The organism is Streptomyces sp. NRRL F-2580 (assembly GCF_000720115.1).
GTDB lineage: Bacteria > Actinomycetota > Actinomycetes > Streptomycetales > Streptomycetaceae > Streptomyces.
The window spans coordinates 276,807-303,080 of the sequence record NZ_JOIR01000003.1 but is presented as its reverse complement, the minus strand read 5'-3'; the positions used below and the strand labels follow the sequence as shown (position 1 = coordinate 303,080).

Genomic DNA, 26,274 nt, shown 5'->3' with positions numbered 1-26,274 from the left:
ATCTTCATAGCGTTGGCTCCATGAACCACTCACCGCGTCTTTGGACGGTACTCAGCTGCTCCCTGCTGGTCGCGTCCCTCGGGGCCGGCGCCACCGCATGCGGGTCCGGCGACAAGAACCCGCTGTCAGCCCGCCCGTACGACGCGGGCGATCAGGTCGCCTTCAACCAGACCGCGGGCAGCCGCCCCGTGGACCCCGACAAGCCCCTCGAAATCACCGCCAAGGCCGGAGGCGGCCGGATCACCGACGTGCTGGCCGTGGACACCCACGGCCGCCGCCTGGCGGGCGAACTGAGCGCGAAGGGCGACCGCTGGCACAGCACCGTCCCGATGGCCTCAGGAGTCCGCTACACGGTCACCGTGCGCACCGAGGACGAGCGGGGCGCTCCGGGGCAGCGCACGCTGACGTTCGACACCACCCCGTCCAAGGGAGTCCTCAAGGTCGAATTCGGCCCCGAGGAGGGCAAATACGGCGTCGGACAGCCCCTCACGGCCGAGCTCAGTGAGCCGGTCAAGGACAAGGCCGCCCGGGCCATCGTGGAACGGGGCCTGATCGTCGACGCCCCGGCCGGCGTCGAGGGCGCCTGGCACTGGGTGGACGACAAGAACCTCCACTACAGGCCCAAGGACTACTGGCCCGCCCACTCCACCGTTTCCGTACGGAGCAACCTGGAGGGCATCAGGATCACCGACGAGCTCCACGGGGTCGCGGCCAAGCCCGTGAAGCTGGAGATCGGGGACCGGGTCGAGGTCACCACCGACGCCTCCGCGCACTACCTCACGTTCCGGCGCAACGGAGAAGTGATCAACACCATCCCGGTGACCACCGGAAAGCCCGGCTTCTCCACCCGCAACGGGGTCAAGGTGGTGCTGGGCAAGCAGTACTTCGTCCAGATGCGCGGCGACACCGTGGGCATCGGCGGCAGCGAGTACTACAACCTGCCCGTCTACTACGCCACCCGCGTCACCTGGAGTGGTGAATACGTCCACGCCGCGCCGTGGTCCGTCGGCTCCCAGGGCTACGAGAACGTCAGCCACGGATGCACCGGCATGAGCACCGGAAACGCCGCCTGGTTCTACGAGAACATCACCGAGGGTGACATCGTCAAGGTGATCAACAGCATCGGCGACGACATGGACGTCTTCGGCAACGGCTTCGGCGACTGGAACATGGACTGGAAGGACTGGCGCCAGGGCAGCGCGCTGCTCAAGGGCACCGAGGAAGGCCGCAACCCGATGGACCAGGCCCGCCTGCGGCCCACCGTCTGACGGGAAGCGCCTGTGCGGGCCCACGGTCGCCCGTGGGCCCGCAGGCGCACCGTCAGGCGGCCGAGGAGGAGAGACGGGAGCGCAGCACGCCCGCCAGGGCGTCCGCGAACTCCACCGGGTCCACCGGAAGGGTCACGGCGGCGTCCGCGCGGCTCCACGTGGCCAGCCAGGCGTCCTGGGGGCGCCCCATCAGCAGCAGCACCGGCGGACACCGGAAGATCTCGTCCTTGATCTGCCGGCACACGCCCATGCCCCCGGCCGGAACCGCCTCGCCGTCGAGCACGCACGCGTCGATGCCGCCCGCGTCCAGCTGCGTCAGCACCGCCGGCAGCGTCGCGCACTCCACGAACTCCACCGGCGGCAGGTCCGCGGCCGGCCGGCGTCCGGCCGCCAGCCGCACCTGCTCCCGGGTGCCCGCGTCGTCGCTGTAGACCAGAACCCGCGCAGTCGCCCGCATTTCGTTCCTCCACGTGTCCCGTGAATCACGTTGCTGTTGCGCGGGATGCTACTCCTCCCGATGCGCTGTCAACATCGGTTCGGACATGTGCACGGGACATCCCACCGGGGCGATCTGATGGGCCGTTCGGGCCTTGCACACGCCCCTGACACTCCGAACGGCACCCCCCGGGGTGAGGGCGGGATAAGCGACCGACATAATGTCGGTCGTGGCGACAGCAACGACAGTAGATACCGGGCACGCGCACCCGACGGTCAACCGGCCGAACCTCGTCAGCGTCGGAACCATCATCTGGTTGAGTTCCGAGCTGATGTTCTTCGCGGCCCTCTTCGCGATGTACTTCACCCTGCGATCCGTGACGGGTGCCGAGTACTGGACAGAGCAGGCTTCGGCCTTGAATCTGCCCTTCTCGGCGACGAACACGACGATCCTGGTGCTTTCCTCGCTCACCTGCCAGCTCGGCGTATTCGCCGCCGAGCGCGGTGACGTGAAGAAGCTCCGGACGTGGTTCATCATCACGTTCGTCATGGGTGCGATCTTCATTGGCGGCCAGGTGTTCGAGTACACCGAGCTGGTCAAGCACGAGGGCATGAGCCTCTCGTCCGGTCCGTACGGCTCGGTCTTCTACCTGACCACCGGCTTCCACGGTCTGCACGTGACGGGCGGCCTCATCGCCTTCCTGCTGGTCCTCGGCCGGACGTACGCGGCCAAGAGGTTCACCCACGAACAGGCCACGTCGGCCATCGTCGTGTCCTACTACTGGCACTTCGTCGATGTCGTCTGGATCGGCCTCTTCGCCACGATCTACCTGATCAAGTAGCGAACACGTCACCGGGCAAGACCCGGCACTCCATCCAGACACACCGACGCAGAAGATCCTGACACCGGGGTAATCCGTGAAAAAGCTCTCCGCACGACGACGCCATCCGCTGGCGGCGGTCGTCGTTCTACTCCTCGCGCTGGCGGCCACTGGGGGGCTGTACGCCGCCTTTGCTCCCGCGGGCAAGGCGCAGGCCGATGAAACCGCCCAGTCCCTCGCCATCGAGGAGGGCAAGAAGCTCTACGCCGTGGGTTGCGCAAGCTGCCACGGAACCGGCGGTCAGGGTTCCTCTGACGGCCCGAGCCTGGTCGGCGTCGGCTCCGCGGCCGTCGACTTCCAGGTGAGCACGGGCCGCATGCCCGCCCAGCAGCCCGGCGCCCAGGTGCCGAAGAAGCCCGTCGTCTACAACCAGGCGCAGATCGACCAGCTGGCGGCGTACGTCGCGTCCCTCGGCGCCGGTCCGATCACGCCGACCGCAAAGCAGTACGACCCGGCAGGCGCCGACATCGCCAAGGGTGGTGAGCTGTTCCGCAACAACTGCGCGCAGTGCCACAACTTCACAGGTGAGGGCGGCGCGCTGACGAACGGGAAGTACGCCCCCAACCTTGAGGGCGTCGACCCGAAGCACGTCTACGAGGCCATGCTGACCGGCCCGCAGAACATGCCCTCCTTCCCGGACCAGACCATGCCGGAGCAGCAGAAGAAGGACATCATCGCGTACCTCCAGAACGTGAACGGTGAGAAGTCGACCAGCCCCGGTGGTCTCAAGCTCGGTGGCCTCGGCCCCGTCTCCGAGGGTCTGTTCGGCTGGATCTTCGCTCTGGGTGCGCTGATCGCTGTCGCCGTCTGGGTCGCGGCCCACACCGCTAAGGCCAAGAAGTCATGAGTAGCCAAGAGATTCCCGAAGAGAAGCACCTGCCGAGCGAGCAGGGCGACGCGCACCACGGTGCCGTAGCGGTCGCGGACGACCCGTTCGCCGACCCGGGCCTGCCGGTCCACAAGCCCCGCATCCAGGACATCGACGAGCGGGCGGCGAAGCGCTCCGAGCGCACCGTCGCGATGCTGTTCACGCTGTCCATGCTGGCCACGATCGGCTTCATCGCGTCCTACGTGATTTTCCCGGTCGAGAAGATCGTCTACATCTTCCCCATCGGGAAGGTCAGCGCGCTCAACTTCGCCCTGGGCATGACGCTGGGCACGGCCCTCTTCTGCATCGGCGCGGGCGCGGTCCACTGGGCCCGCACCCTGATGTCCGACGTGGAGGTCGCCGCCGAGCGTCACGAGATCGCCGCTCCGCCGGAGGTCAAGGCGCAGGTCCTGCAGGACTTCCGCGACGGCGCGAACGAGTCCGGCATCGGGCGCCGGCCCCTGATCCGCAACACGATGCTCGGTGCGCTGGCGATGCTGCCGCTCTCCGCCGTCATGATCATGCGCGACCTGGGCCCGCTGCCCGAGGAGAAGCTGCGCAAGACCGTGTGGGCCAAGGGCAAGCTGCTCATCAACGACAACACCAACGAGCCGCTGCGTCCCGAGGACGTGCTCGTCGGGTCGCTGACCTTCGTCAGGCCGGAAGGCCTGGAGGAGGAGCAGCACGACTTCCAGGTCCAGATCGCCAAGGCCGCCCTGATGATCGTCCGCATCCAGCCGGAGGACATCAAGGACAAGAAGGAGCTGGAGTGGTCCCACGACGGGATCGTCGCCTACTCCAAGATCTGCACCCACGTCGGCTGCCCGATCAGCCTGTACGAGCAGCAGACGCACCACGTGCTCTGCCCGTGCCACCAGTCCACCTTCGACCTCTCCGACGGCGCCCGTGTCATCTTCGGCCCGGCCGGTCACGCGCTTCCGCAGCTGCGGATCGGCGTGAATGACGAAGGCTTCCTCGAAGCGCTCGGCGACTTCGAAGAGCCCGTCGGTCCTGCATTCTGGGAGCGCGGATGAGCACCAGCGACAACAACGAGCGCAAGGCGCCGGCCGGCGAGCGCGTAGCCGACTGGGCGGACGGCCGCCTGGGCATCTACGGCCTGGCCAAGGCCAACATGCGCAAGATCTTCCCGGACCACTGGTCCTTCATGCTGGGTGAGATCTGCCTCTACAGCTTCATCATCATCATCCTCACGGGTGTGTACCTGACGCTGTTCTTCCACCCGAGCATGAACGAGGTCGTGTACCACGGCTCGTACGTGCCGATGCAGGGCGTCATGATGTCCGAGGCCTTCGCCTCGACGCTCGACATCAGCTTCGACGTCCGCGGTGGCCTGCTGATCCGTCAGATCCACCACTGGGCGGCGCTGATCTTCGTCGCGGCCATGGTCGTGCACATGATGCGCGTCTTCTTCACCGGCGCGTTCCGCAAGCCGCGTGAGGTCAACTGGATCTTCGGCTTCCTGCTGCTGGTCCTCGGCATGTTCACCGGTTTCACCGGTTACTCGCTGCCGGACGACCTGCTCTCGGGTACCGGTGTCCGCTTCATGCAGGGCGCCATCCTGTCCGTCCCGGTCGTCGGCACGTACCTGTCGATGTTCCTGTTCGGCGGGGAGTTCCCGGGCGGCGACTTCGTCGCGCGGTTCTACTCGGTGCACATCCTGCTGCTGCCCGGCATCATGATGGGCCTGCTCGTGGCCCACCTGATCCTGGTCTTCTACCACAAGCACACCCAGTTCGCGGGTCCCGGCAAGACGAACAACAACGTCGTCGGCATGCCGCTGCTGCCGGTCTACATGGCCAAGGCCGGAGGCTTCTTCTTCCTGGTCTTCGGTGTCATCGCGGCCGTCGCGGCCATCGCCTCGATCAACCCGATCTGGGCGCTCGGCCCGTACCGCCCGGACCACGTGTCCACCGGTGCGCAGCCCGACTGGTACATGGGTATGCCGGAAGGCCTGATCCGTGCCATGCCCGGCTGGGAGATCAACCTGTGGGGCCACACGCTCGTCCTGGGCGTGTTCATCCCGCTGCTGCTCTTCCCGCTGGTGCTGGGTGCGATCGCCGTCTGGCCGTTCATCGAGTCCTGGGTCACCGGCGACAAGCGCGAGCACCACATCCTGGACCGCCCGCGCAACGTCCCGACCCGTACGGCCTTCGGTGTCGCCTGGATCGCGGAGTACATCGTGCTCCTCATCGGCGGTGGCAACGACATGTTCGCCCAGTACTTCCACCTGTCGATCAACTCGATCACCTGGTTCGTCCGGATCGGCTTCTTCGTCGTCCCGGTCCTCGCCTTCATCGTCACCAAGCGGATCTGCCTCGGCCTCCAGCGCCGGGACCACGACAAGGTGCTGCACGGTCGCGAGACCGGCATCATCAAGCGTCTGCCGCACGGTGAGTTCGTCGAGGTCCACGAGCCGCTCCCGGCGGGCCAGCTGCACAAGCTCACCGCGCACGAGCAGTACAAGCCGATCGAGATCGGCCCGACGGTCGACGAGAACGGTGTCGAGCGCAAGGTGAAGGCCACGCAGAAGCTCCGCGCGAAGCTCAGCAAGGGCTTCTACGCCGAGAACAACCAGATTCCGAAGCCCACGGTGGAGGAGTACAAGGAGATCCAGGCCGGCCACGGCCACCACTGATCCCCTGCACGACCGTATGAGGGACTGATTTCGGTCAGTTCCGGTGTCGCCACGGCGAGAGCCCCGTCCAGTGTCCGGACGGGGCTCTTTGCCGTCTCCCGGGCTGGATAGGCTGGAGCCCTTCCCATTCGACGTGGAAACCTTGACAAGCAGCAGGAGCGGACCATGAACGTTGTGACCCCGGCAGGCGGCGACAGCGTGGCGGCCCGTGGCTGGCCGGGCGTCCTCGACGCTCTGCTGACCGGCCAGGACCTGCGCGCCGACGACACCGCCTGGGCCATGGACCGGATCATGCGGGGGGAGGCCACCGACGCCCAGATCGCCGGCTTCACCGTCGCGCTGCGGGCGAAGGGGGAGACGGTCGCGGAGATCAACGGCCTCGTACGGGCGATGTACGAGCACGCCAACCTGATCGAGGTGCCGGGCCGGACGGTGGACATCGTCGGCACGGGCGGCGACGGGGCCAAGACGGTGAACATCTCGACGATGTCGGCGGTCGTGGTGGCCGGAACCGGTGCCAAGGTCGTCAAGCACGGGAACCGGGCCGCCTCCTCCGCGAGCGGCTCCTCGGACGTCCTGGAAAAGCTCGGGGTGAACCTCAACCTGAGCCGGGAGCGGGTCGTGGAGGTCGCCGAGGAGGCCGGGATCACCTTCTGCTTCGCGGTGAAGTTCCACCCGGCACTGCGCCATGTGGCCGCGGCCCGCAAGGAACTGGGCATCCGGACCTTCTTCAACGCGCTGGGCCCGCTGACCAACCCGGCCCGGGTGCGCTCCCAGGCGACCGGCGTGGCCGACCCCCGGATGGCCCCGATCATCGCGGGCGTCCTCGCCGAGCGGGGCTCGTCCGCGCTGGTCTTCCGCGGTGACGACGGCCTGGACGAACTGACCACGACGGCCACCTCGCGCATCTGGTGGGTCCGCGACGGCAAGGTCTCGGAGCAGTCCTTCGACCCGCGCGACGTCGGCATCGACCTGGTCGAGGTCTCGGCCCTGGCCGGCGGCGACCCCTCGTACAACGCGGACGTGGCCCGCCGCCTGCTGGCCGGCGAGACCGGCCCGGTCCGCGAAGCCGTACTGCTGAACTCGGCGGCGGCCCTGGTCGCCCTCCACCCCGGTACGGGGACGCTGGAGGAGCAGCTCGCCGCCGGTCTGGTGCGCGCGGCGGAGTCCATCGACTCGGGCGCGGCGCGCGCGGCGCTGGAGCGCTGGGTGACGGCGAGCAACGCCTGACCACCACCGGCCGAATCGAGACAAGGCCCCGGTCCACCATGCGGACCGGGGTCTTGCGCGCGACGGATCTTGTGGCAGGATGCTGACCAGGTCACGAGTGACAGCGTTTAGGCCCCGGCTTGCTGTCCGGCAACCCTCCTTCCGTGGCGGGGTGCCCCGGGTGATGACCAGGTCGTAGGCAGCAAGGCCTACGGCAAGCGCGGATCCCTCGACACCAGGGGTCCTGGTCTTCTCGAGGAGCGTTTTCCGTGAGCAAGCGAATGCGATAGGGCGACTCCGCCCCTACTTCACCCCTCGGATCAGGGTCACTTCCGTGTACCCCCGCCGACCGTTCCGGTCCGGCCCGAGGGCTCTCCCGTACCCCAGACGGCCGCACGGCCGTACCCGCGTACGGGCACTCCGAAGCCATTCACCCTGCCTGCCGGGAGATACCGCCATGTCCGCATTCCTGAACGCCGCCGCCACCTCCGTCGCCACCGCCGACTCCGCCGAGGGCCCCGCCTGTGCCGAGCCGCTGCCGGTGCTCGGCCGGGACGTCACCGTCCCGCTCGTCACCGGCGGCGAGGTCACCTACGCGGCCCTGGACTACGCCGCCAGCGCCCCGGCGCTCCAGCGGGTCTGGGACGACGTGGCCGCCTACGCCCCGTACTACGGCAGCGTGCACCGCGGCGCCGGGTACCTCTCGCAGCTCTCCACCGACCTCTTCGAGCAGAGCCGGGTCACGGTCGCCGAGTTCCTCGACTGCCGCCCCTGCGACCAGGTGGTCTTCACCCGGTCCACCACCGACTCGCTGAACCTGCTCGCCGCCGTGCTCCCGGCCGACTGCCAGGTCTTCGTCTTCGAGACCGAGCACCACGCCTCGCTGCTGCCCTGGACGAACGCGCAGGTCACCTACCTCAACGCCCCCCGCACCCCGGGCGAGGCCGTCGCGACCCTGGAGCGGGCCCTCGCCGAGCGGGAGCCATCCCCTAGCTCTTCGAGCTGGGGAGACCCCAAGGGCCCGGCCCTGGTCTGCGTCACCGGCGCGTCCAACGTCACCGGTGAACTGTGGCCGGTGAAGGAACTCGCCGCCGCCGCGCACGCCCACGGCGCGCGGATCGTCCTGGACGCCGCCCAGCTGGCCCCGCACCACCCCGTCTCGGTCCAGGACCTGGACGTGGACTGGGTCGCCTTCTCCGGACACAAGCTCTACGCGCCCTTCGGCTCGGGAGTGCTCGCCGGGCGCGCGGACTGGCTCCAGCAGGCCGAGCCGTACCTGGCGGGCGGCGGCGCCTCCCGCAAGGTGGCCCGGCGCGAGGACGGCGGCGTGGACGTCGAGTGGCACACCACGGCCGCCCGCCACGAGGCCGGCTCCCCGAACGTCATCGGCGTCTACTCCATCGCCTCCGCCTGCAAGGCCCTGACCGAGGCGGGCTTCGACAGCCTCGTCGCCCGCGAGCGCCACCTGATCGCCAAGGTCCGCGAAGGCCTGGCCGAGGTCCCGGCGGTCCGCGTCCTGTCGCTCTTCGGCGACGACGCCCCGCGCGTCGGCGTCATCTCCTTCGTGGTGGACGGCTGGAACAGCTCCCACTTCGCCGCCGCGCTGTCCGCGGAGTACGGGATCGGCGTCCGCGACGGCCTGTTCTGCGCCCACCCGCTGGTCCGCACCCTGCTCGGCAGCGAGCCGCAGGCGCAGGGCGAATGCGGAGCCCCGGAGGCCGCCCCGGGGGAGCGGTCCCTGAACGCGATCCGCGTCAGCTTCGGCGCGGGCACCCCCGACGAGCACGTCGAGCGCTTCGTCCGCGCGGTGCAGGAGCTCGTCGCGGACGGCGCGAAGTGGCAGTACCGCACGGAGGAAGGTCGCTGCGTGCCGGCGGTCTGACCCGCGGTGTCCTTGCAGGACGCTCAGCGGTGAGTGGCGGGGCCGGACCCCTGCCCGGGTGGGCGCCTCAAACGCCGGCGGGGCTGGGTGGTGTGGGGCGGTGCCCCGCCGGAATGTCTCCTCGTCGTCGCGCCTGCGGGCACCGCTGCGACAGGGTGAGGGTGGTCGCACGCTCCTCCTGCGGGGACACTCCGCCGTGTCCCCACCCCACGGCCGGGCTTCGAGGGGGGAGCGGGGGCACGCAGGGGCGTCCCCGCAGGAGGAGCACGCAAACGCCCTCAGTGGCCGTGACGGGCCCGCAGGCGCGACGACGAGGAGACGTCCCGGAGGGACCCCGCGGACGGCCCGACTGCTCAAGTCGCCGGCGTTTGAGGCGGACCGGAGCCGGGCTACGGGGCAGCCCGATACCCGCACGGCACAGCGCTACGCGTCCAGGCCGATCGCGAACGCCGCCTCCAGGTCGTGCTGCGAGTAGGTGCGGAACGCCACGTGGGTGTCCGTCGCCTCGACGCCCGGGATCTTGCTGATGCGGCCCGGGATGATGTCCGCCAGGTTCTCGTGGCGGGCCACGCGGACCAGCGCGATCAGGTCGTACGTCCCCGTGACGGAGTAGACCTCGCTGACGCTGTCCAGCGCGGCGATCGACTCGGCGATCTCGGGGATGCGGTCCACGCTGGTCTTGATGAGCACGATCGCGGTGATCACGGCTGGCTGTCTCCCTCGGTGGCCGTCGCTGGTCGCCTCACTCTAGTCGCACCCCGATAACGGGCCCAGGCGTAGAGGAAGCCGACCGAGAAGCCCACCAGATGGGCCAGGTAGGCGACCCCGGGGCCGCTGTCCGCCCGCTGCGCCGCCACCCCTTGGAGGGCGAACCAGAACAGCAGCACGATCCACGCCGGGAACCGCAGCGGCAGGAAGAACAGGAAGGGGAACAGGCTCGTCACCCGCGCCCGCGGGAGTAGGTAGAGGAAGGCGCCCAGCACCGCCGAGATGGCTCCGGACGCCCCCACCAGGGTCTGCGCGGACCCGGCGTTGGCCGCCGCGTACGCCGCCAGCGCCACGTACCCCGTACAGATGTAGAAGACGAGGAACGCGGGGCGGCCCATCCGCTCCTCCGTCATCGCCCCGAAGACGTAGAGGAAGAGCATGTTCCCGAGCAGGTGCAGCCAGCTGCCGTGGACGAACAGCGCCGTCAGCGGGGTCAGCCAGGCGCGCGGGGTGCCCGCGAAGAGCTCGTCCGGGACCACGCCCCAGCGCCGGAAGTACGCGGTCCCGGCGGCCAGCAGCTCGTCGCCCGTCCCGTAGACCGGGTTGAGCCCCGAGGCGGGGCCGAGGACGAACACCACACCGCAGCCCGCGATCAGCGCATGGGTGACCACCGGTCCCCGGGCGGCCTCGCGTAGGGCCCGCCACCTTACGATCATGTGACAGAGCATGACGCAACGGGACCCACCTGAGGCGGTGGCAGGCCGTAGGGTTACGAGCTGCGGTCCGCCGGCCGGTGAAGACACGCGCAGACGGCGGCGCGGACGGCTTTAATTGAATCAGCTACGAAGGAGAGAGCGGCCTGATGACGGTTCCCCTGCCGACCGACACCACCCGGTGGCGCTGCACCCTGTGCGGCAACCTCACGCGCTTCGACGTCACCCGTTCGTCGAAGGTCGTCGAGTACGTCCACCTGGACCTCGCCGGGGAACCCAAGGTCGAGGAGCGCGAGGTGGTCAATGAGACCATCGAGTCGGTCCGCTGCCGCTGGTGCAACGCGGTGGACCAGATCGAGCTCGTGGACAGGCCGGGCGCGGACTCCTGACGGAGGCGTGCCCACAGGTAGATCACGGTAGGGGTGACGGATTGTGGAGCCAGCAAGCGGCGCTGAGCCGGCCGACGCGGCCGGCGACGCCGCCGAGGCGCTCGACCGCCCGCTGCCGGAAGGCGTGCGGCGGCGGGTCGTCGCGCTCGTCTCGGACGCCTTCGGCGCGCTGACGGTCGCGGACCTGCCGGCGCAGCTGCGCCAGTACGCCCGTTTCACCCCGACCCGGCGCGCCAAGTTCGCGGGCAACGCCATGGCCACGGCGGTCGAGACCGACGCCGTGTTCCGCAGCCGGGTCGCCGAGAAGCTGCGCGAGGCGCAGGCGGAGCTGGCCTCGGCCCTGGAGTCGGGTGCGCCGCCCGCCGCCGCGGATCCGCTGGACGTCGCGGCCGCCGCGTTCGTCCTGAGGCCGGCCGGCTGGGTCAAGCTGGTGGCCGCCGCGGGCGAGGAGGCGCAGCGCGCCGACGCCGAGCGGGTCGGCGAGGAGACCCGGCGCGAGCTGGAGCGGCTGCGCGAGGAGCTGGCGCACGCCCGGGAACTGCAGCGCGCGGGCGGTGAGCACGTGCGCGTGGAGCTGGACGCGGCCCGCAAGGAAGCGGAATCGCTTCAGCGCAAGCTGCGCAGCGCGCTCAGCGACGTCAAGCGCGGTGAGGCGGCCCTGCGCAAGCTGACCGCCGAGGTCGACGGGATCCGCGGCGACGCGGCCACCCGGGTGGCCGCCGCCGAGAGCGAGAACCGGCGGCTCAAGTCCCGCCTCGCGGAGGTGGAGGCGGCGCTGGAGACCTCGCGCCGGGCCACTCGCGAGGGGCGCAGCATCGAGGACATGCGGTTGCGGCTGCTCCTGGACACCGTGCTGGACGCGGCCCAGGGGCTGCGCCGCGAGCTGGCGCTGCCGCCCGTGAACACGCGCCCGGCGGACACCGTGGACGCGGTGGAGCCGGGCCGGATGACGCCGAAGGACATCGCGGCGCGCGCCCTGTCGGAGACCGATCCGGCGCTGCTGGACCAGCTGTTGGCGCTGCCTCAGGCCCACCTGGTGGTCGACGGCTACAACGTGACCAAGACCGGCTATCCGACGATGCCGCTGGAGAAGCAGCGGCTGCGGCTGCTGGGCGGGCTGTCGATGCTGGCCGCGCAGACGGGCGCGGAGATGACCTGTGTCTTCGACGGCGCCGAACTGGCCGCCCCGGTGCTGCTCGCCCCGCCGCGCGGGGTGCGGGTGCTGTTCTCCAAGGCGGGGGTCACGGCGGACGAGCTGATCCGTCAGCTGGTGCGCGCCGAACCGCCCGGCCGGCCGGTGGTCGTGGTCTCCACCGACCGGGAGGTCGCCGACGGGGTGGCCAAGGCGGGCGCGCGGCCGGTGACGTCCGCTTTGCTCCTGAAGCGGCTTTCGCGCGTTTCGTAACTCCCCTCCTCCAATGCCGGAATTGACCGGCGCTGTAGCGAACGTACCGTCAAGTGCCCGGCACGGAGCGTGCGCTGTAGGTAAAGAACCTGGTCGGGGAGCGCATTTTTTCCCGACGGGATTTGAACTGATCACAGCAAGGTCACTAGTGTGCGTTCAAACCTTCGTGCGGTAGATCACTCATTCGGGGTGGCGGCGAAGGTGCTGCCGAGTTGCGTTCTTCGGTGGCTCTAGGAAGAAGGAGCTCGCCTCCGTGGCGTCCCACCGTCGACCCAAGCAGCCGAACCGCACTCGTGTGACCGTGCTCGGCGCCACCGCGGCCGCCGTGGTCGCCCTCACCTCCCAGAGCGCCTCCGCCGCCCCGGCGAAGCCGACCAAGGACGAGGTCAAGACCCAGGTCGACGCCCTCTACGAAGAGGCGGAGCAGGCCACCGAGAAGTTCAACGGGGCCAAGGAGCGCCAGGAGACGCTGGAGAAGGAGATAGCCCAGCTCCAGGACCAGGTCGCGCGCGGCCAGGGCGACCTCAACGAGCTGCGCAGCACCCTCGGTTCGATGGCCAGCGCCCAGTACCGCAACGGCGGCATCGACCCCTCGCTCGCCCTCCTCCTCTCCGAGGACCCCGACAGCTACCTCGACAAGGCCTCCTCCCTGGAGCACCTGAGCGGCAAGCAGGTCGAGGCGGTCCAGAAGATCCAGGCCAAGCAGCGCAGCCTCGCGCAGCAGCGCCAGGAGGCCTCCGGCAAGCTCGCCGACCTCGACGCCACCCGCAAGGAGCTGGCCGAGAAGAAGAAGGCCTCCACCGACAAGCTCGCCGCGGCCCAGGCCCTGCTCAACACCCTGACCGCGCAGGAGCGCGCGGCCATCAAGGACGACGAGTCGCGCGCCAGCCGCGCCGACGGCCAGCGCGTCGACCTCGGCAACGTGAAGGCCTCCGGCCGCGCCGGAGCCGCGCTCGAGGCCGCGAAGACCAAGCTGGGCTTCACGTACCAGTCCGGCGGCACCGGCCCCAGCGTCTTCGACTGCTCCGGGCTGACCCAGTGGGCGTACAAGCAGGCCGGCGTCAACATCAGCCGCGTCACCTACACCCAGGCCAACGACGGCACCCGCATCAGCCGCAGCCAGCTCCAGCCCGGTGACCTGGTCTTCTTCTACGGGGACCTGCACCACGTCGGCCTGTACGCCGGCAACAACATGACGCTGCACGCCTCGAACCCGCGCGGCGGCATCAAGTACGAGTCCATGGACAACATGCCGTTCCAGTTCGGCGTCCGCATCGGCTGACGCGCGGCACACCGCCCATCCGGGCGAATTCCGCGGCCCCTTTCCGACCACACGCCCCGCCGGTGACCTGCGTCTCCGGCGGGGCGTCGCTGTGTGTGCCCTCCGACGGTCGTTGGCCGGCATGTGACCGTCCCGCTACTGTCGGCCAGCGCGGAACCCGGCACACGGCCGTCCACGGGGGGCGGACCCGGGCCACACACAGCGGAAGGGAGCGGTTTCACGTGGCGTCCCATCGCCGGAGCGGGCTCGGCAGCCTCGACCGGAACACGAAGGTCACCGTCCTCACCGCCGCCGCGGCCACGGCCGCGGTCGCCATGACGGGCGCACCCGCCGGCGCCGCCCCCGGCCTCCCGTACGAGCCCGGCGGCGCGGCGAGGTCCGGGGTCAGCGCCCAGGTCGACCGGCTCTTCGAAGAAGCCGAGCAGGCCACCGAGCGGTTCAACGAGGCGGGCGAGAAGGCCGACCGGCTGCGCGCCGAGGTCAACCGGGCCCAGGACGCGGTGGCCCGCGGCCAGGAGCGCATCAACACCATGCGGGGCGTCCTCGGCACCTTCGCCGGGGCCCAGTACCGCAGCGGCGGCATCGACCCCGCCGTCGGCCTGATGCTGGCCGAGGACCCCGACGCCTACCTGGAGCAGGCCGCCGCCCTGGACCGGCTGACCAGCCGTCAGGCCCGGCAGCTCGACGAACTCCGCGAGGAGCAGCGCCGGCTCGGCCAGGAGCGCCGCGAGGCCTCCCGCAAGCTCGCCGAACTCGACGCCCTGCGCTCCGACGTGGCCCGGCACAAGCGCTCCGTCACCGCGAAGCTCGCGGCCGCCCGGCGGCTGCTCAACGCCATGCCGTCCGAGGAGCGGGCCGACTTCGAGCGCTCCTCGCGTTCCGCCGGCCGCGGCGACGTACTGCCCGACCTGCCCTCTTTCGGCCCGTCGTCCGGGCGCGCCGCGGCCGCCGTGATGGCGGCCCGGTCCGCGGTCGGCCGCCCCTACGTGTGGGGCTCCACCGGCCCCTCCGGCTTCGACTGCTCCGGGCTGATGGTCTGGTCGTACCGGCATGCGGGCGTCTCGCTGCCGCGCACCTCGCAGGCCCAGCGGCACGCCGGCCGGCAGGTGCCCCTGTCGCAGGCCCGCCCGGGCGACCTGGTGACGTACCGCTCGGACGCCAGCCACGTCGGCATGTACGTCGGCAACGGCCAGGTGGTGCACGCCCCGTACCCGGGGGCCCGGGTGCGCTACGACCCCGTCGGGATGATGCCCGTGTCCTCGGTGACCCGCCCCTGACGGCTGCCCGGCGAGCCCCGCCCCCTGACCCCGGCCCCGGCCGGGGGCCCGTCGCCCCGACCGTGCGTACGATCGGCGGATGCTCCCGGTCCGCCGCCTCGTCCGTGTCCTGCCGCTGCTGTCGCCGCTGCTGTGCGTGCTGCTCGCCGGCTGCGCGGCGCGGCCGGCCGACACGACCGAGCGCGACGTCCGCGAGGCCGTGGCTGACTGGTCGCGGGTGCCGCCCGAGCGGCTCTCCGGGATCCCGCTCGACGGCTGGGCGTACGAGGTCGCCTCGGTGCGCCGGGACGGCGTACGGGCCCTCGTACGGGCCGAGCTGCGCTACCGGCTGAGCGGCTACGACACGGCCCCGGGCGGTTCGGAACGCGAGCTGGAACTCGAACGCGCGGCGGGCGGCGGTCCCTGGCGGGTGCGCGCCGACCGGCCCGCTCCGGGCGCGCTGCCGCAGCTGTGGGACCAGGGCCCGGTGTCGGTGGTCCGCGGTACGCACTCCCTGGTCCTGGGCGGCGCCGGACAGTCCCCCGAGGCGCTGGCCGCGATCGCCGCCGAGGCCGACCGGGCGGTCCCCGCGGCGAGCGCCGCCTGGCCCCGGCCCTGGGCCGGGCGCGTGGTGGTGCTGGTCCCCGGGTCCCTTGAGCGGATGGCGCAGCTGCTCGGCCGGCCGGCCGACGCGTACCGGGGCCTGGGCGCCGTCACCACCGGCCGGGTGGGCGCCGGGCCGGCCCCCGCGGACCGGGTGGTGGTCAACCCGGAGGGGTACGCGGAGCTGGGCGAGATGGGCCGGCGGGTCATCCTGACCCACGAGGTCACCCACGTGGCCACCCGGGCGGCGACCTCCGCCACGACCCCGCTGTGGCTCTCCGAGGGCTTCGCGGACTGGGCGGCGTACCGCGGCACCCCCACCACCCCGCAGCAGGGCGCCCCGGCGCTGGCCCGGGCGGTACGGCGCGGCGAGGTGCCGGCCGGGCTGCCCCGGACGGAGGACTTCGCCTTCAGCGGCGACCCGGAGGCGCTGGCCCGGGCGTACGAGGGGGCGTGGCTGGCCTGCCGGCTGATCGCGGACCGGTGGGGCGAGGCGGCGCTCATGGGCCTGTACGAGAAGGCGGGGCGCGAGCCGTGGCCGACGGCGCTGCGGGAGGCGCTCGGGACGGACCCGGCCGGGCTGACGAAGGAGTGGCAGGAGGCCCTGCGGAAGGAGTTCCGCTGAGGGCGTCCGGTACGTTGGCAGCGATGCACAAGACGCTGATCGTGACCAACGACTTCCCGCCGCGACCCGGCGGCATCCAGGCCTTCCTGCACAACATGGCGCTGAGGCTGGATCCCGACCGGATCGTCGTCTACGCCTCCACGTGGAAGCACAGCGCGGAGGGCCGCGAGGCCACCGCCGCCTTCGACGCGGAGCAGCCGTTCCAGGTGGTCCGCGACCGTACGACGATGCTGCTGCCGACCCCGCGCGTGACGCGGCGGGCGGTGGGCCTGCTGCGCGAACACGGCTGCGAGTCCGTGTGGTTCGGGGCGGCGGCCCCGCTCGGTCTGATGGGCCCGGCGCTGCGGCGCGCGGGCGCCCGGCGGATCGTGGCGACCACGCACGGGCACGAGGCGGGCTGGGCCCAGCTGCCGGCGGCGCGGCAGCTGCTGCGGCGGATCGGCGAGGGCACGGACACGCTGACCTACCTGGGGGAGTACACGCGCTCGCGGATCGCCTCGGCGGTGACGGAGCGGGCGGCGGCCCGGATGGTGCAACTCCCGCCGGGGGTGGACGAGAAGACCTTCCACCCGGAATCGGGCGGGGCGGAGGTCCGGGCGCGGCTCGGGCTGACCGACCGCCCGGTGGTCGTCTGCGTCTCGCGCCTCGTTCCCCGCAAGGGGCAGGACACGCTGATCGAGGCGATGCCGCGGATCCTGGCGGCGGTGCCGGACGCGGTGCTGCTGATCGTGGGCGGCGGGCCGTACGAGGCGGACCTGCGGGCGCTCGCGGTCTCGACCGGGGTCGCGGACTCGGTGGTCTTCACGGGGGCGGTCCCGTGGTCCGAACTGCCCGCCCACTACGGCGCGGGCGACGTCTTCGCGATGCCGTGCCGGACCCGGCGGGGCGGGCTGGACGTGGAGGGGCTCGGCATCGTCTACCTGGAGGCCTCGGCCACGGGTCTGCCGGTGATCGCGGGCGACTCCGGCGGGGCGCCGGACGCGGTGCTGGACGGCGAGACGGGCTGGGTCGTCCGGGGCGGCGCCCCCGACGACGCGGCGGACCGGATCGTCACCCTGCTGAAGGATCCGGAGCTGCGGGAGCGCATGGGCGCCGCCGGCCGCGCGTGGGTCGAGGAGAAGTGGCGCTGGGACCTGTTGGCGGACCGCCTGCGTGCGCTGCTGTAGCCGCGCGGCCGCCGCTGGGGCTCCACCCCAGACCCCGCGCCTCAAACGCCGGCGAGGCTGAACCATCCAGCCCCTCCGGCGTTTGAGGAGCGGGGTTCGGGGCGGAGCCCCGAGAAGCGGCGCCGCAGCCGACGGACTGCGCAGCCACGTCTGACTGTTCCTCAGATGTCTGTCAATACCGCGTCTGGGCGGACGGCCGGATTCCGCCCATGATGCGGCCATGACACCCAATCTGACGCGCCGTCATGTCCTCGGACTGGCCGCCCTCCAGACTGCCTCCGCCCTCGGGTTCACACGAATCGGCCTGGCCTCCGCATCCGCGGCCGAGCCGGGCGCAGCCCAGTACGCCCCCGCCATCGTCGTCGGCTCCGGTTACGGCTCCGCCGTCGCCGCGCTGCGGCTGGGGCAGGCGGGCGTGCGGACCGTCGTCCTCGAAATGGGCCGGCTCTGGGACGGGCCCGGGCCCGACGGCAAGGTCTTCCCCTCCACCTCCGCGCCCGACCACCGCTCTATGTGGTTCCGCACCCGCACCGAGGCCCCGCTCGCCCAGTTCCTCTGGCTCGACGTGGTCAACCGCGACATCACCCCGTACCCGGGCGTGCTGGACCGGGTGAACTTCGGCGACATGTCCGTGTACGTGGGCCGCGGCGTCGGCGGCGGGTCGCTGGTCAACGGCGGCATGGCGCCGACCCCCCGCCGCTCGTACTTCTCCGAGGTGCTGCCCCAGGTCGATGCCGACGAGATGTACGGCACCTACTACCCCCGGGCCCGCGCCATGCTCGGCGTCAACGACATCGACCCGGCCTGGTTCGAGTCCACGGAGTGGTACCGCTTCGCCCGGATCTCCCGCAAGCACGCCCAGAACACCGGCCTGAAGACCGTCTTCGTGCCCAACGTCTACGACTTCGAGTACATGAAGCGCGAGGCGGCCGGCACCGTCCCCAGGTCGGCGCTGGCCGGCGAGGTCATCTACGGCAACAACCACGGGAAGAAGAGCGTCGACAAGACCTACCTCGCCGCCGCCCTCGGCACCGGCAACGTCACCATCGAGACCATGCAGCGCGTGGTCGGCGTACGGCAGGACCCCGCCGGGGGGTACGTGCTGACCGTGCGGACCAGCGACGTGACCGGACGGGTCACCCAGGTCCGCGAACTCGGCTGCCGGCAGCTCTTCCTCGGAGCGGGCAGTCTCGGCACCACCGAGATCCTGCTGCGGGCCCGCGAGACCGGCACGCTGCCCGCGCTCGACGCCGGGGTCGGGCGCGGCTGGGGCCCCAACGGCAACATCATGACCGCCCGGGCCAACCACCTCTGGGACACGGTCGGCGCCAACCAGGCCACCATGCCCGCCATGGGCATCGACGACTGGGACAACGCCGCCAACCCGGTCTTCGCGGAGATCGCCCCGCTCCCCATGGGGCTGGAGCACTGGGTCTCGATGTACCTGGCCATCACGAAGAACCCGGAGCGCGGGCACTTCACCTACGACGCCGCCACCGACTCGGCCCGCCTCAACTGGCGCAGGGACCAGAACACGCCCTCGGTCAACGCCGCGAAGAACCTCTTCGACCGCGTCAACCGGCGGAACTTCACGATGTACAGGTACGACCTCTTCGGCGGCAACAAGGCCTTCGCCGACAACTTCACCTACCACCCGCTCGGCGGCTGCGTGCTCGGCGACGCCACCGACGCGTACGGACGGGCGAAGGGGTACCAGGGGCTGTACGTCGTGGACGGCTCCCTGATCCCCGGGTCGCTCGGCGTGAACCCCTTCGTGACCATCACCGCCCTCGCGGAGCGGAACATGGCCAGGATCCTCGCCGAGGACCCCCGCTGACCGTGGCCGACCGGGGCTAGCCCCGGTACAGCGCGTCGATCTCGTCCGCGAAGTCCTTCGCCACCACGTTGCGCTTCAGCTTCAGCGACGGCGTGATGTGGCCCGACTCCTCCGTGAACTGGGAGGGCAGAATGCGGAATTTCCGCACCGATTCCGCCTTGGACACCGCCGCGTTGCCGTCGTCCACGGCCTTCTGGACGGCGGCGATGAGGTCCGCGTCCTCGCGCAGCTCCGCCGCCGTGATCCCGGCCGGCTTGCCGTTCTCCGCGGCCCAGCGGCCGAGGAACTCCTCGTCGATGGTGACCAGCGCGGCCACGAACGGCCTCGCGTCGCCCACCACCATGCACTCCGCGACCAGCGCGTGCGCCCGGATCCGGTCCTCGATCACGGCGGGTGCGACGTTCTTGCCGCCCGCGGTGACGATGAGTTCCTTCTTGCGCCCGGTGATCGCGAGGTAGCCGTCCTCGTCGAGGGTGCCGACGTCGCCGGTGTGGAACCAGCCGTCGGTCAGCGCCTCGGCGGTCGCCGTCTCGTTCTGCCAGTAGCCGTTGAAGATGTGCTCGCCGTGCAGCAGCACCTCGCCGTCGTCCGCGATGCGCACCACGGAGCCCGGCAGCGGCTGGCCGACCGTGCCGATCTTCGTCTTGTCCCACGGGTTGAAGGCCGTGGCCGCGCAGGACTCCGTCAGGCCGTAACCCTCCAGCACGGTGAAGCCGATGCCGCGGAAGAAGTGGCCGAGCCGCTCGCCCAGCGGGGCGCCGCCGGAGATCGCGTACTCGCCGCGCCCGCCGAGCACCGCGTGCAGCTTGCTGTAGACCAGCTTGGAGAAGAGCTTGTGCTTGAGCTTCAGTCCGAAGGACGGGCCGCCCGGGGCGTCCAGCGCCCGGCTGTAGGCGATCGCCGTCTCGGCGGCGGCGTCGAAGATCTTGCCCTTGCCGTCGGCCTGGGCCTTGGCCCGCGCCGAGTTGTAGACCTTCTCGAAGACGCGCGGCACACCGAGGATCAGGGTGGGCCGGAACGACTGGAGCTCGTCGGTCAGGTTCTTGATGTCCGGTACGCAGCCCAGGCGGATCGGCGCCAGGACGGCCGCCACCTCCACCAGGCGGCCGAAGACGTGCGCGGCCGGCAGGAAGAGCAGCACGGAGCACTCGCCGGTGCGGAAGAGCGGGCGGAGGCGCTCCACCACGTTGCCGCACTCGGCGAAGAAGTTGCGGTGGGTCAGCACGCAGCCCTTGGGGCGGCCGGTGGTGCCCGAGGTGTAGACGATGGTGGCCGGGTCGTCGGCGTTGGCGAGGCTGCTGCGCTCCTCGACCTCTTCGTCGGTGATCCCCGCGCCGGCGGCCTTCAGCGTGTCCAGCGCGCCCTGCTCGATCTCCCAGACCTCGCGCAGTTCGGGGAGGCGGTCGCGCAGCGAGGCCACGGTCGCGCTGTGCGCCGGGCTCTCCACGATGACCGCCACGGCGCCGGAGTCGCCGAGGATCCACTGGACCTGCTCGGGGGAGCTGGTCTCGTACACGGGGACGGTGACGCCGCCCGCGCTCCAGATCGCGAAGTCGAACAGCACCCACTCGTAGCGGGTGCGGGAGATGAGGGCGACCCGGTCGCCGGGCCGGATGCCGGCCGCGATGAGGCCCTTGGCCGCGGCGCGGACCTCGGCCAGGAACTCCGTCGCGGTCACGTCCTGCCACCGGCCGTCGGCGGCCTTGCGGCTCATGACGGCGGTGTCGGGATGCTGAGCGGCGTTGCGGCGGATGAGATCCGTCAGGTTCCCGTCCGACGGGACCTCGTACAGGGCCGGAAGGCTGAACTCGCGCAAGACTGCTGCTCCTCTGGGCGCCATCGCCACCATGTGGACCGAGCGGACGTTACCCACCGGTAGTGGGTTCCCGATAGAGGGAACCGGCCAGATGTTCCGTGCGTCACATTCTGTCCTTGCACTGCCTGGCCCTCACGTGCCGACACTAGTCGACCCCTTCAGGGACTCGGAAGTAACCGCAGGTCCGGCCGCCTCTCCCACCCCCTCTACCAGGCGCTGCCGGGCCCCCCTAGGGTGGACGGCATGGGTGGGAGCATGCGGAGCGGGCAGAGCGGCGCGAGCGGATCGAGCCGAACCGGCGGACCGGGCCGCACGCGGGTCCACGTCGTGAGCGACGTACACGGCAACACCGAGGCCCTCACCCGTGCGGGAGAAGGGGCCGACGCCCTGATCTGCCTGGGCGACCTCGTCCTCTTCCTCGACTACGCCGACCACTCGCGCGGGATCTTCCCCGACCTGTTCGGCGTCGAGAACGCCGACCGGATCGTCGAGCTGCGCACCGCGCGCCGCTTCGAGGAGGCCCACGCCTTCGGGCGGCGGCTCTGGGCCGGGTTGGACCGGGACCGGCTGATCGAGGGCGCGGTGCGCCGCCAGTACGCCGAGATGTTCGCCGCGTTCCCCAACCCGACGTACGCCACCTACGGCAATGTCGACATCCCGGGTCTGTGGCCGGAATACGCCGACCGCGACGGCCTGACCGTCCTCGACGGCCAGCGCGTGGAGATCGGCGGCCGCGTCTTCGGGTTCGTCGGCGGCGGGCTGCCCTCGCCGATGCGGACCCCGTACGAGGTGAGCGTCGAGGAGTACGCCGCCAAGGTGGAGGCGCTCGGCGAGGTGGACGTACTGTGCTCCCACATCCCGCCGGAGGTGCCCGAGCTCTGCTACGACACGGTCGCGCGCCGGTTCGAACGCGGCAGCGAGGCCCTGCTGGCCGCCATCCGCCGCACCCGCCCCCGGTACGCCCTCTTCGGGCACGTGCACCAGCCGCTGGCGCGGCGGATGCGGATCGGGGCCACGGAGTGCGTGAACGTCGGCCACTTCGCCGCGACCGGCCGGCCGTGGGTGCTGGAATGGTGACCGGCGGCCGGTTCCCGACGGCCCCCAGCGGGCCGGGGGAGGCCCTGGAGTGGCGGAGCCCGCACGCGCGGTAGCCTTCACGCGGCGGCCGGAGGCCGCACACATCCTCGAAACACTCCACGGAGGAGCCACCGCGATGGCGGAACACACCAGCTCAAGCATCACGATCGAGGCTGCGCCCAGCGACGTGATGGCCGTGATCGCCGACTTCGCCCGCTACCCCGAATGGACCGGCGAGGTGAAGGAGGCCGAGGTGCTGGCCACCGACGCCGAGGGGCGCGCCGAGAAGGTCCGCCTGCTGCTCGACGCCGGCGCGATCAAGGACGACCACACCCTCGCCTACACCTGGAAGGGTACGGACGAGGTCAGCTGGACCCTGGACAAGTCCCAGATGCTGCGCCAGCTGGACGGCTCGTACCGGCTGGCCCCGGTGGACGGCGGCAAGCGTACCGAGGTCACCTACCAGCTGACCGTGGACGTCAAGATCCCCATGCTCGGCATGATCAAGCGCAAGGCGGAGAAGGTCATCATCGACCGGGCGCTGGCGGGCCTGAAGAAGCGCGTCGAATCCGTCTGAGCACTCGTGGCAACCCGGCAGTAGGCACCCGCACATGCACACCTTGCTGATCACCGGCCCCGGCGGGGCCGGGCGCACCACCGTGGCCGCGGCCACCGCCCTCGCCGCGGCCCGCCACGGGCGGCGGGTGCTGCTGCTGTCCGGCGACGTCGGCGACCCGCTCGCCGCCCTGACCGGGGAGGAGCGCGTCCCCGGTCTGCGGGTGGCCCGGGTCGACTCCGGCGAGGAGTTCCGCGAGGAGCTCGTCGCCCTGCAGGAGCGCGGATCCGCGCTCCTCGCCATGGTCGGGGCCCGCCCGCTCGGGGCCGAGGAGCTCACCGAGCTGCCCGGCGCCGAGCAGTTCGCCCTGCTGCGCGCCCTGCGGCGGGCCGCCGACGCGCCCGGCACCGACCTCGTCGTCGTCGACATGCCCCCGCTCCACCAGACCCTCTCCACCCTGGCCCTGCCCGCCCAGCTGCGCCGCTACCTCGCCCGCCTGCTCCCCGCCGAGAAGCAGGCCGCCCGCGCCCTGCGGCCCGTACTGGCCCAGCTCGCCGGCGTGCCCATGCCCGCGCAGTGGCTCTACGAGGCCGCCGCCCGCTGGGACGAGGAGCTCGCCGCCGTCCAGGCCGTCGTCGAGGCCGACACCACCGAACTGCGCCTGGTCGCCGAACCGGGACCGGCCGCCGCCGACGCGCTGCGCCTCGGACGGCTCGGGCTCGCCCTCCACCAGCTGCCCGTCCGCGACCTCGTCGCCAATCGGACGCTGCCCCAGGACTCCGCCGACCCCTGGCTCGCCGGGCTCGCCGCCCAGCAGGAGAAGTACGCCGCCGAGTGGGCCGGGGAGATCCCCGTCGTCACGCTCGCCCACCTCGGCCGGGACCCGCGCGGCCCGCAGGACCTGCACCGGCTCGCCGCCGCGGACGGGCTCCTCCCGGCGCCGCCCGCACCCCGCGGGGCCTGGGCCGTGGAGGACCGGCTCGCCGCGGACGGGGTGCTCGTGTGGGTGGTACCGCTGCCCGGCGCGCACAAGAGCGACCTCGACCTCGTACGCCGCGGCGACGAGCTGCTGCTCACGGCCGGCCCGTACCGCAGGATCGTTCCGCTTCCCGCGGCGCTGCGCCGCTGCACCGTCTCCGGCGCCGCCCTGGCCGCCGGCGAGCTCCGCATCCGCTTCACCCCCGACCCGGGGCTGTGGCCCCGCGCGTAGTGAACGGCGTACCCCCGTTCAGGTACCGTCGAAGGTAGCCCGTACCGCACGCCCAGCAGCCGCCGCAGGAGAGTCCGCCATGAGCGAGGCCACCGACCGCCCCACCGACGACGACGCGTGGGCCAAGGCCTGTGCCGAGGACCTCGCCGCCGAGAGGGAGCGCATGCGCGGACAGGACCGGGCCGGCTCGGCCGGCACCGGAACCGCCGCCGAGGAACTGTTCAAGCTCTTCGAAGCCGTCGCCGACAAGGTCTCCGGGCTGAACAACCCGCTGTTCGGCGCCGCCGCCCAGGGCGCGGTGCGCCAGGTCGTCGACCAGGCCAAAACCGCCGCCAAGCCCGTCATCGAACGCAACCCCGAGGTCTTCGACCACCTCGCGGCCGCCGGCTCCGAGCTCCTCGCCGCCTACCGCTCCGCCGTCGAGGGCCACGAGCGCCGCTGGACCCAGGACACCCCTCCCGCGCCCCGTCGGGAGCGCGACCCCCGCGACGACGGCCCCGACGCGGGCCCCGCCGAGCGGATCGATCTCGACTGAGGGCCCGCCGCCCTCGGGTACCGTTGGCCGTGGCGGGGTTTGACCGGAAACCGAGGGACTAATGGGACTCACCATCGGCGTCGACATCGGCGGCACGAAGATCGCGGCCGGCGTGGTCGACGAAGAGGGCACGATCCTTGAGACGTACAAGGTGCCCACCCCGCCGACCGCGGACGGAGTGACGGAGGCCATCTGCGCCGCCGTCTCCGAGGTCAGCAGCAACCACACCATCGACGCCGTCGGCATCGGCGCCGCCGGATACGTGGACGACAAGCGCGCGACCGTACTGTTCGCGCCGAACATCAACTGGCGCCACGAGCCGCTCAAGGACAAGGTCGAGCAGCGCATCGGCCTGCCCGTCGTCGTCGAGAACGACGCGAACTGCGCGGCCTGGGGCGAGTACCGCTTCGGCGCCGGCCAGGGCCACGACGACGTCATCTGCATCACGCTCGGCACCGGCCTGGGCGGCGGCATCATCATCGGCAACAAGCTGCGCCGCGGACGCTTCGGCGTCGCCGCCGAGTTCGGGCACATCCGGGTCGTCCCCGACGGCCTGCTGTGCGGCTGCGGCAGCCAGGGCTGCTGGGAGCAGTACGCCTCCGGGCGCGCCCTCGTCCGGTACGCGAAGCAGCGCGCCAACGCCACCCCCGAGAACGCGACGGTCCTCCTCGCGCTCGGCGACGGCACCCCCGAAGGCATCGAGGGCAAGCACATCAGCGAGGCCGCCCGGCAGGGCGACCTGGTGGCCATCGACGCCTTCCGCGAGCTGGCCCGCTGGGCCGGCGCCGGCCTCGCCGATCTGGCCTCGCTCTTCGACCCGTCGGCGTTCATCGTCGGCGGCGGGGTCTCCGACGAGGGCGACCTCGTCCTCGACCCGATCCGCAAGTCCTTCAAGCGCTGGCTGGTCGGCGGCGCCTGGCGGCCGCACGCGCAGGTGCTCGCCGCACAGCTCGGCGGCAAGGCCGGCCTCGTCGGCGCAGCGGACCTCGCCCGCCAGGGCTGACGCGCCGGGGCCGACCCACCGGGGCCGACCCGCCGGGGCCAACCCGCCTTCCACCCGTCCCGCCCGCCGCGCCCCTTGGGGGAGCGGCGGGCGGCTGCGTATCTTGCGGTGCATGGACCAGTTGCTGCCCTCGCTGCCGAAGTCCCGTACGGAGCCCGACGGTTCTGCCGTGATCCGGGCACTCAGCTACAACATCCGCTCGCTGCGCGACGACGAGGAGGCGCTGGCCCGGGTCATCCGGGCGTGCGAGCCCGACCTCGTCTTCGTCCAGGAGGCGCCGCGGTTCTTCCGGTGGCGCAAACACGCGGCGCGACTCGCCGCGAAATGTGACCTGGTGGTGCTGAGCGGGGGCGGGACGGCGGCCGGGCCGCTGCTGCTGTGCTCGCTGCGGGTCTTCGTGGAGCGGACGGAGGACGTCCTGCTGCCGCGCACTCCCGGCCTGCACCGGAGGGGCTTCGCCACCGCGGTGGTCCGTGTCGGCGCCGCCCGCGCGGGGCTGGTCAGCGCGCACCTGTCCCTGGACCGGGCGGAGCGGGTCGCGCAGGCGGAGATGCTGCTGGAGCGGGCCGCGGCGATGGACGTCCCCCACGTGATCGCCGCGGGCGACGTGAACGAGGGCCCGGGCGGTCCCGCCTTCGGCCGCCTCGCGGGCACGCTGCGGGACTGCTGGTCAGCGGCCCCCTGGGGCGGAGAACGGACCTTCCCGGCGTCCGCGCCGGACCGCCGTATCGACGCGGTCTTCGTGAGCGGGGGCGTGGAGGTGCTGGCGTGCGGTGTCCCGGTGGGACTGCCGGGCGTCTCGTCCACCGACCTCCGGTCGGCCACGGACCACCTCCCGGTCCTGGCGGCCCTCCACCTGCCGGCCGCGCCGTAGCTCTGCGGTCCGGGTGCGCC

General features: G+C 71.7%; 24 protein-coding genes and 1 riboswitch. Of the genes, 20 read left to right on the top strand and 4 right to left on the bottom strand.

Annotation, left to right across the window (positions count from 1 at the left end):
- The first annotated feature begins 20 nt into the window (after nt 1–20).
- A complete protein-coding gene (locus tag IF88_RS0104455) occupies nt 21–1,268 on the top strand; it encodes a L,D-transpeptidase (RefSeq protein ID WP_030707466.1) in 1,248 nt (415 codons plus the stop codon).
- A gap of 52 nt (nt 1,269–1,320) precedes the next feature.
- Here the strand turns inward: IF88_RS0104455 and IF88_RS0104450 are convergent, their stop codons facing one another.
- Nucleotides 1,321–1,725 carry a hypothetical protein gene (locus tag IF88_RS0104450; protein WP_030707464.1) on the bottom strand — a complete coding sequence of 135 codons (405 nt, stop codon included), beginning with the start codon at nt 1,723–1,725 and terminating at the stop codon, nt 1,321–1,323.
- A 199-nt stretch (nt 1,726–1,924) separates the two neighbouring features.
- Between IF88_RS0104450 and IF88_RS0104445 the strand changes: the two genes are divergently transcribed.
- From IF88_RS0104445 to IF88_RS0104420, 6 genes are all read left to right on the top strand, one after another.
- Complete coding sequence (locus IF88_RS0104445) at nt 1,925–2,545, top strand: cytochrome c oxidase subunit 3 (protein ID WP_008738823.1); 621 nt, start codon at nt 1,925–1,927, stop codon at nt 2,543–2,545.
- 76 nt (nt 2,546–2,621) lie between these two features.
- Nucleotides 2,622–3,431 (top strand): c-type cytochrome, encoded by an 810-nt coding sequence (locus IF88_RS0104440; RefSeq protein ID WP_030707462.1) that lies wholly within the window; start codon nt 2,622–2,624, stop codon nt 3,429–3,431.
- Nucleotides 3,428–4,486 (top strand): ubiquinol-cytochrome c reductase iron-sulfur subunit, encoded by a 1,059-nt coding sequence (locus IF88_RS0104435; protein WP_030707458.1) that lies wholly within the window; start codon nt 3,428–3,430, stop codon nt 4,484–4,486. The genes IF88_RS0104440 and IF88_RS0104435 overlap by 4 nt, the downstream gene beginning before the upstream one ends.
- Nucleotides 4,483–6,108 carry a cytochrome b gene (locus tag IF88_RS0104430; protein WP_030707456.1) on the top strand — a complete coding sequence of 542 codons (1,626 nt, stop codon included), beginning with the start codon at nt 4,483–4,485 and terminating at the stop codon, nt 6,106–6,108. The genes IF88_RS0104435 and IF88_RS0104430 overlap by 4 nt, the downstream gene beginning before the upstream one ends.
- 165 nt (nt 6,109–6,273) lie before the next feature.
- Nucleotides 6,274–7,338 carry an anthranilate phosphoribosyltransferase gene (gene trpD, locus IF88_RS0104425; RefSeq protein WP_030707454.1) on the top strand — a complete coding sequence of 355 codons (1,065 nt, stop codon included), beginning with the start codon at nt 6,274–6,276 and terminating at the stop codon, nt 7,336–7,338.
- 89 nt (nt 7,339–7,427) lie between these two features.
- Nucleotides 7,428–7,544, top strand: a riboswitch (SAM riboswitch).
- Nucleotides 7,545–7,774: 230 nt separating this feature from the next.
- Nucleotides 7,775–9,199, top strand: a complete 1,425-nt coding sequence (locus tag IF88_RS0104420) for an aminotransferase class V-fold PLP-dependent enzyme (RefSeq protein ID WP_030707451.1) — start codon at nt 7,775–7,777, stop codon at nt 9,197–9,199.
- A gap of 423 nt (nt 9,200–9,622) precedes the next feature.
- Here IF88_RS0104420 and IF88_RS0104415 read toward each other — a convergent pair whose 3' ends face one another.
- Nucleotides 9,623–9,904 carry an Lrp/AsnC family transcriptional regulator gene (locus IF88_RS0104415; RefSeq protein ID WP_008738815.1) on the bottom strand — a complete coding sequence of 94 codons (282 nt, stop codon included), beginning with the start codon at nt 9,902–9,904 and terminating at the stop codon, nt 9,623–9,625.
- Entirely contained in the window at nt 9,901–10,623 is a 723-nt protein-coding gene (locus IF88_RS0104410) for a rhomboid family intramembrane serine protease (protein ID WP_234323435.1), read from the bottom strand. Before IF88_RS0104410 ends, IF88_RS0104415 begins: the two co-directional genes overlap by 4 nt.
- 146 nt (nt 10,624–10,769) lie before the next feature.
- Here IF88_RS0104410 and IF88_RS0104405 point away from each other — a divergent pair, with 146 nt between their 5' ends.
- The 7 genes from IF88_RS0104405 (at nt 10,770) to IF88_RS0104375 (ending at nt 19,183) form a co-directional block, all read left to right on the top strand.
- A complete protein-coding gene (locus IF88_RS0104405; protein WP_008738811.1) occupies nt 10,770–11,009 on the top strand; it encodes a hypothetical protein in 240 nt (79 codons plus the stop codon).
- A gap of 40 nt (nt 11,010–11,049) precedes the next feature.
- On the top strand, nt 11,050–12,414 hold the full coding sequence (locus tag IF88_RS0104400; protein WP_030707446.1) for an NYN domain-containing protein: 1,365 nt from the start codon (nt 11,050–11,052) through the stop codon (nt 12,412–12,414).
- A gap of 253 nt (nt 12,415–12,667) precedes the next feature.
- Nucleotides 12,668–13,696 carry a C40 family peptidase gene (locus IF88_RS0104395; RefSeq protein ID WP_030707444.1) on the top strand — a complete coding sequence of 343 codons (1,029 nt, stop codon included), beginning with the start codon at nt 12,668–12,670 and terminating at the stop codon, nt 13,694–13,696.
- Between the two features lie 221 nt (nt 13,697–13,917).
- Nucleotides 13,918–14,973 carry an NlpC/P60 family protein gene (locus IF88_RS0104390; RefSeq protein WP_030707442.1) on the top strand — a complete coding sequence of 352 codons (1,056 nt, stop codon included), beginning with the start codon at nt 13,918–13,920 and terminating at the stop codon, nt 14,971–14,973.
- A gap of 79 nt (nt 14,974–15,052) precedes the next feature.
- Entirely contained in the window at nt 15,053–16,180 is a 1,128-nt protein-coding gene (locus IF88_RS0104385) for a hypothetical protein (protein ID WP_051836432.1), read from the top strand.
- 23 nt (nt 16,181–16,203) lie between these two features.
- On the top strand, nt 16,204–17,346 hold the full coding sequence (locus tag IF88_RS0104380; RefSeq protein WP_030707438.1) for a glycosyltransferase family 4 protein: 1,143 nt from the start codon (nt 16,204–16,206) through the stop codon (nt 17,344–17,346).
- A gap of 220 nt (nt 17,347–17,566) precedes the next feature.
- The gene (locus IF88_RS0104375; protein WP_030707436.1) at nt 17,567–19,183 is read left to right on the top strand and encodes a GMC oxidoreductase; all 1,617 of its coding nucleotides are present in this window, start codon (nt 17,567–17,569) and stop codon (nt 19,181–19,183) included.
- 16 nt (nt 19,184–19,199) lie between these two features.
- Here IF88_RS0104375 and IF88_RS0104370 read toward each other — a convergent pair whose 3' ends face one another.
- Nucleotides 19,200–20,999 (bottom strand): AMP-dependent synthetase/ligase, encoded by a 1,800-nt coding sequence (locus IF88_RS0104370; RefSeq protein WP_030707434.1) that lies wholly within the window; start codon nt 20,997–20,999, stop codon nt 19,200–19,202.
- A 255-nt stretch (nt 21,000–21,254) separates the two neighbouring features.
- On the opposite strand from IF88_RS0104370, the gene IF88_RS0104365 reads away from it, so the two are divergent.
- The 6 genes from IF88_RS0104365 to IF88_RS0104340 all read left to right on the top strand — a co-directional run bounded on the left by IF88_RS0104365 (nt 21,255) and on the right by IF88_RS0104340 (nt 26,254).
- Nucleotides 21,255–22,076, top strand: coding sequence for a metallophosphoesterase family protein (locus IF88_RS0104365; protein WP_078892709.1), 822 nt, complete (start codon nt 21,255–21,257; stop codon nt 22,074–22,076).
- A gap of 136 nt (nt 22,077–22,212) precedes the next feature.
- The gene (locus IF88_RS0104360; RefSeq protein ID WP_030707427.1) at nt 22,213–22,653 is read left to right on the top strand and encodes an SRPBCC family protein; all 441 of its coding nucleotides are present in this window, start codon (nt 22,213–22,215) and stop codon (nt 22,651–22,653) included.
- Between the two features lie 34 nt (nt 22,654–22,687).
- Nucleotides 22,688–23,842, top strand: a complete 1,155-nt coding sequence (locus tag IF88_RS0104355) for an ArsA family ATPase (RefSeq protein WP_030707425.1) — start codon at nt 22,688–22,690, stop codon at nt 23,840–23,842.
- Nucleotides 23,843–23,921: 79 nt separating this feature from the next.
- Nucleotides 23,922–24,377 (top strand): DUF5304 domain-containing protein, encoded by a 456-nt coding sequence (locus IF88_RS0104350; protein ID WP_030707423.1) that lies wholly within the window; start codon nt 23,922–23,924, stop codon nt 24,375–24,377.
- A 61-nt stretch (nt 24,378–24,438) separates the two neighbouring features.
- Nucleotides 24,439–25,380, top strand: a complete 942-nt coding sequence (locus IF88_RS0104345) for an ROK family glucokinase (protein ID WP_030707421.1) — start codon at nt 24,439–24,441, stop codon at nt 25,378–25,380.
- A gap of 112 nt (nt 25,381–25,492) precedes the next feature.
- The gene (locus IF88_RS0104340; RefSeq protein WP_030707419.1) at nt 25,493–26,254 is read left to right on the top strand and encodes an endonuclease/exonuclease/phosphatase family protein; all 762 of its coding nucleotides are present in this window, start codon (nt 25,493–25,495) and stop codon (nt 26,252–26,254) included.
- The last annotated feature ends 20 nt before the right edge of the window (nt 26,255–26,274 follow it).

Excerpts from the sequence above, each read along its gene's own strand:
- IF88_RS0104345 (WP_030707421.1), top strand. The coding sequence starts at position 24,439 with ATGGGACTCACCATCGGCGTCGACATCGGCGGCACGAAGATCGCGGCC.
- IF88_RS0104360 (WP_030707427.1), top strand. The coding sequence starts at position 22,213 with ATGGCGGAACACACCAGCTCAAGCATCACGATCGAGGCTGCGCCCAGC.
- IF88_RS0104380 (WP_030707438.1), top strand. The coding sequence starts at position 16,204 with ATGCACAAGACGCTGATCGTGACCAACGACTTCCCGCCGCGACCCGGC.
- IF88_RS0104450 (WP_030707464.1), bottom strand. The coding sequence starts at position 1,725 with ATGCGGGCGACTGCGCGGGTTCTGGTCTACAGCGACGACGCGGGCACC.
- IF88_RS0104455 (WP_030707466.1), top strand. The coding sequence starts at position 21 with ATGAACCACTCACCGCGTCTTTGGACGGTACTCAGCTGCTCCCTGCTG.
- trpD (WP_030707454.1), top strand. The coding sequence starts at position 6,274 with ATGAACGTTGTGACCCCGGCAGGCGGCGACAGCGTGGCGGCCCGTGGC.
- IF88_RS0104385 (WP_051836432.1), top strand. The coding sequence starts at position 15,053 with ATGCTCCCGGTCCGCCGCCTCGTCCGTGTCCTGCCGCTGCTGTCGCCG.
- IF88_RS0104365 (WP_078892709.1), top strand. The coding sequence starts at position 21,255 with ATGCGGAGCGGGCAGAGCGGCGCGAGCGGATCGAGCCGAACCGGCGGA.
- IF88_RS0104375 (WP_030707436.1), top strand. The coding sequence starts at position 17,567 with ATGACACCCAATCTGACGCGCCGTCATGTCCTCGGACTGGCCGCCCTC.
- IF88_RS0104430 (WP_030707456.1), top strand. The coding sequence starts at position 4,483 with ATGAGCACCAGCGACAACAACGAGCGCAAGGCGCCGGCCGGCGAGCGC.
- IF88_RS0104350 (WP_030707423.1), top strand. The coding sequence starts at position 23,922 with ATGAGCGAGGCCACCGACCGCCCCACCGACGACGACGCGTGGGCCAAG.
- IF88_RS0104405 (WP_008738811.1), top strand. The coding sequence starts at position 10,770 with ATGACGGTTCCCCTGCCGACCGACACCACCCGGTGGCGCTGCACCCTG.
- IF88_RS0104340 (WP_030707419.1), top strand. The coding sequence starts at position 25,493 with ATGGACCAGTTGCTGCCCTCGCTGCCGAAGTCCCGTACGGAGCCCGAC.
- IF88_RS0104420 (WP_030707451.1), top strand. The coding sequence starts at position 7,775 with ATGTCCGCATTCCTGAACGCCGCCGCCACCTCCGTCGCCACCGCCGAC.
- IF88_RS0104355 (WP_030707425.1), top strand. The coding sequence starts at position 22,688 with ATGCACACCTTGCTGATCACCGGCCCCGGCGGGGCCGGGCGCACCACC.
- IF88_RS0104435 (WP_030707458.1), top strand. The coding sequence starts at position 3,428 with ATGAGTAGCCAAGAGATTCCCGAAGAGAAGCACCTGCCGAGCGAGCAG.
- IF88_RS0104410 (WP_234323435.1), bottom strand. The coding sequence starts at position 10,623 with ATGATCGTAAGGTGGCGGGCCCTACGCGAGGCCGCCCGGGGACCGGTG.
- IF88_RS0104445 (WP_008738823.1), top strand. The coding sequence starts at position 1,925 with ATGTCGGTCGTGGCGACAGCAACGACAGTAGATACCGGGCACGCGCAC.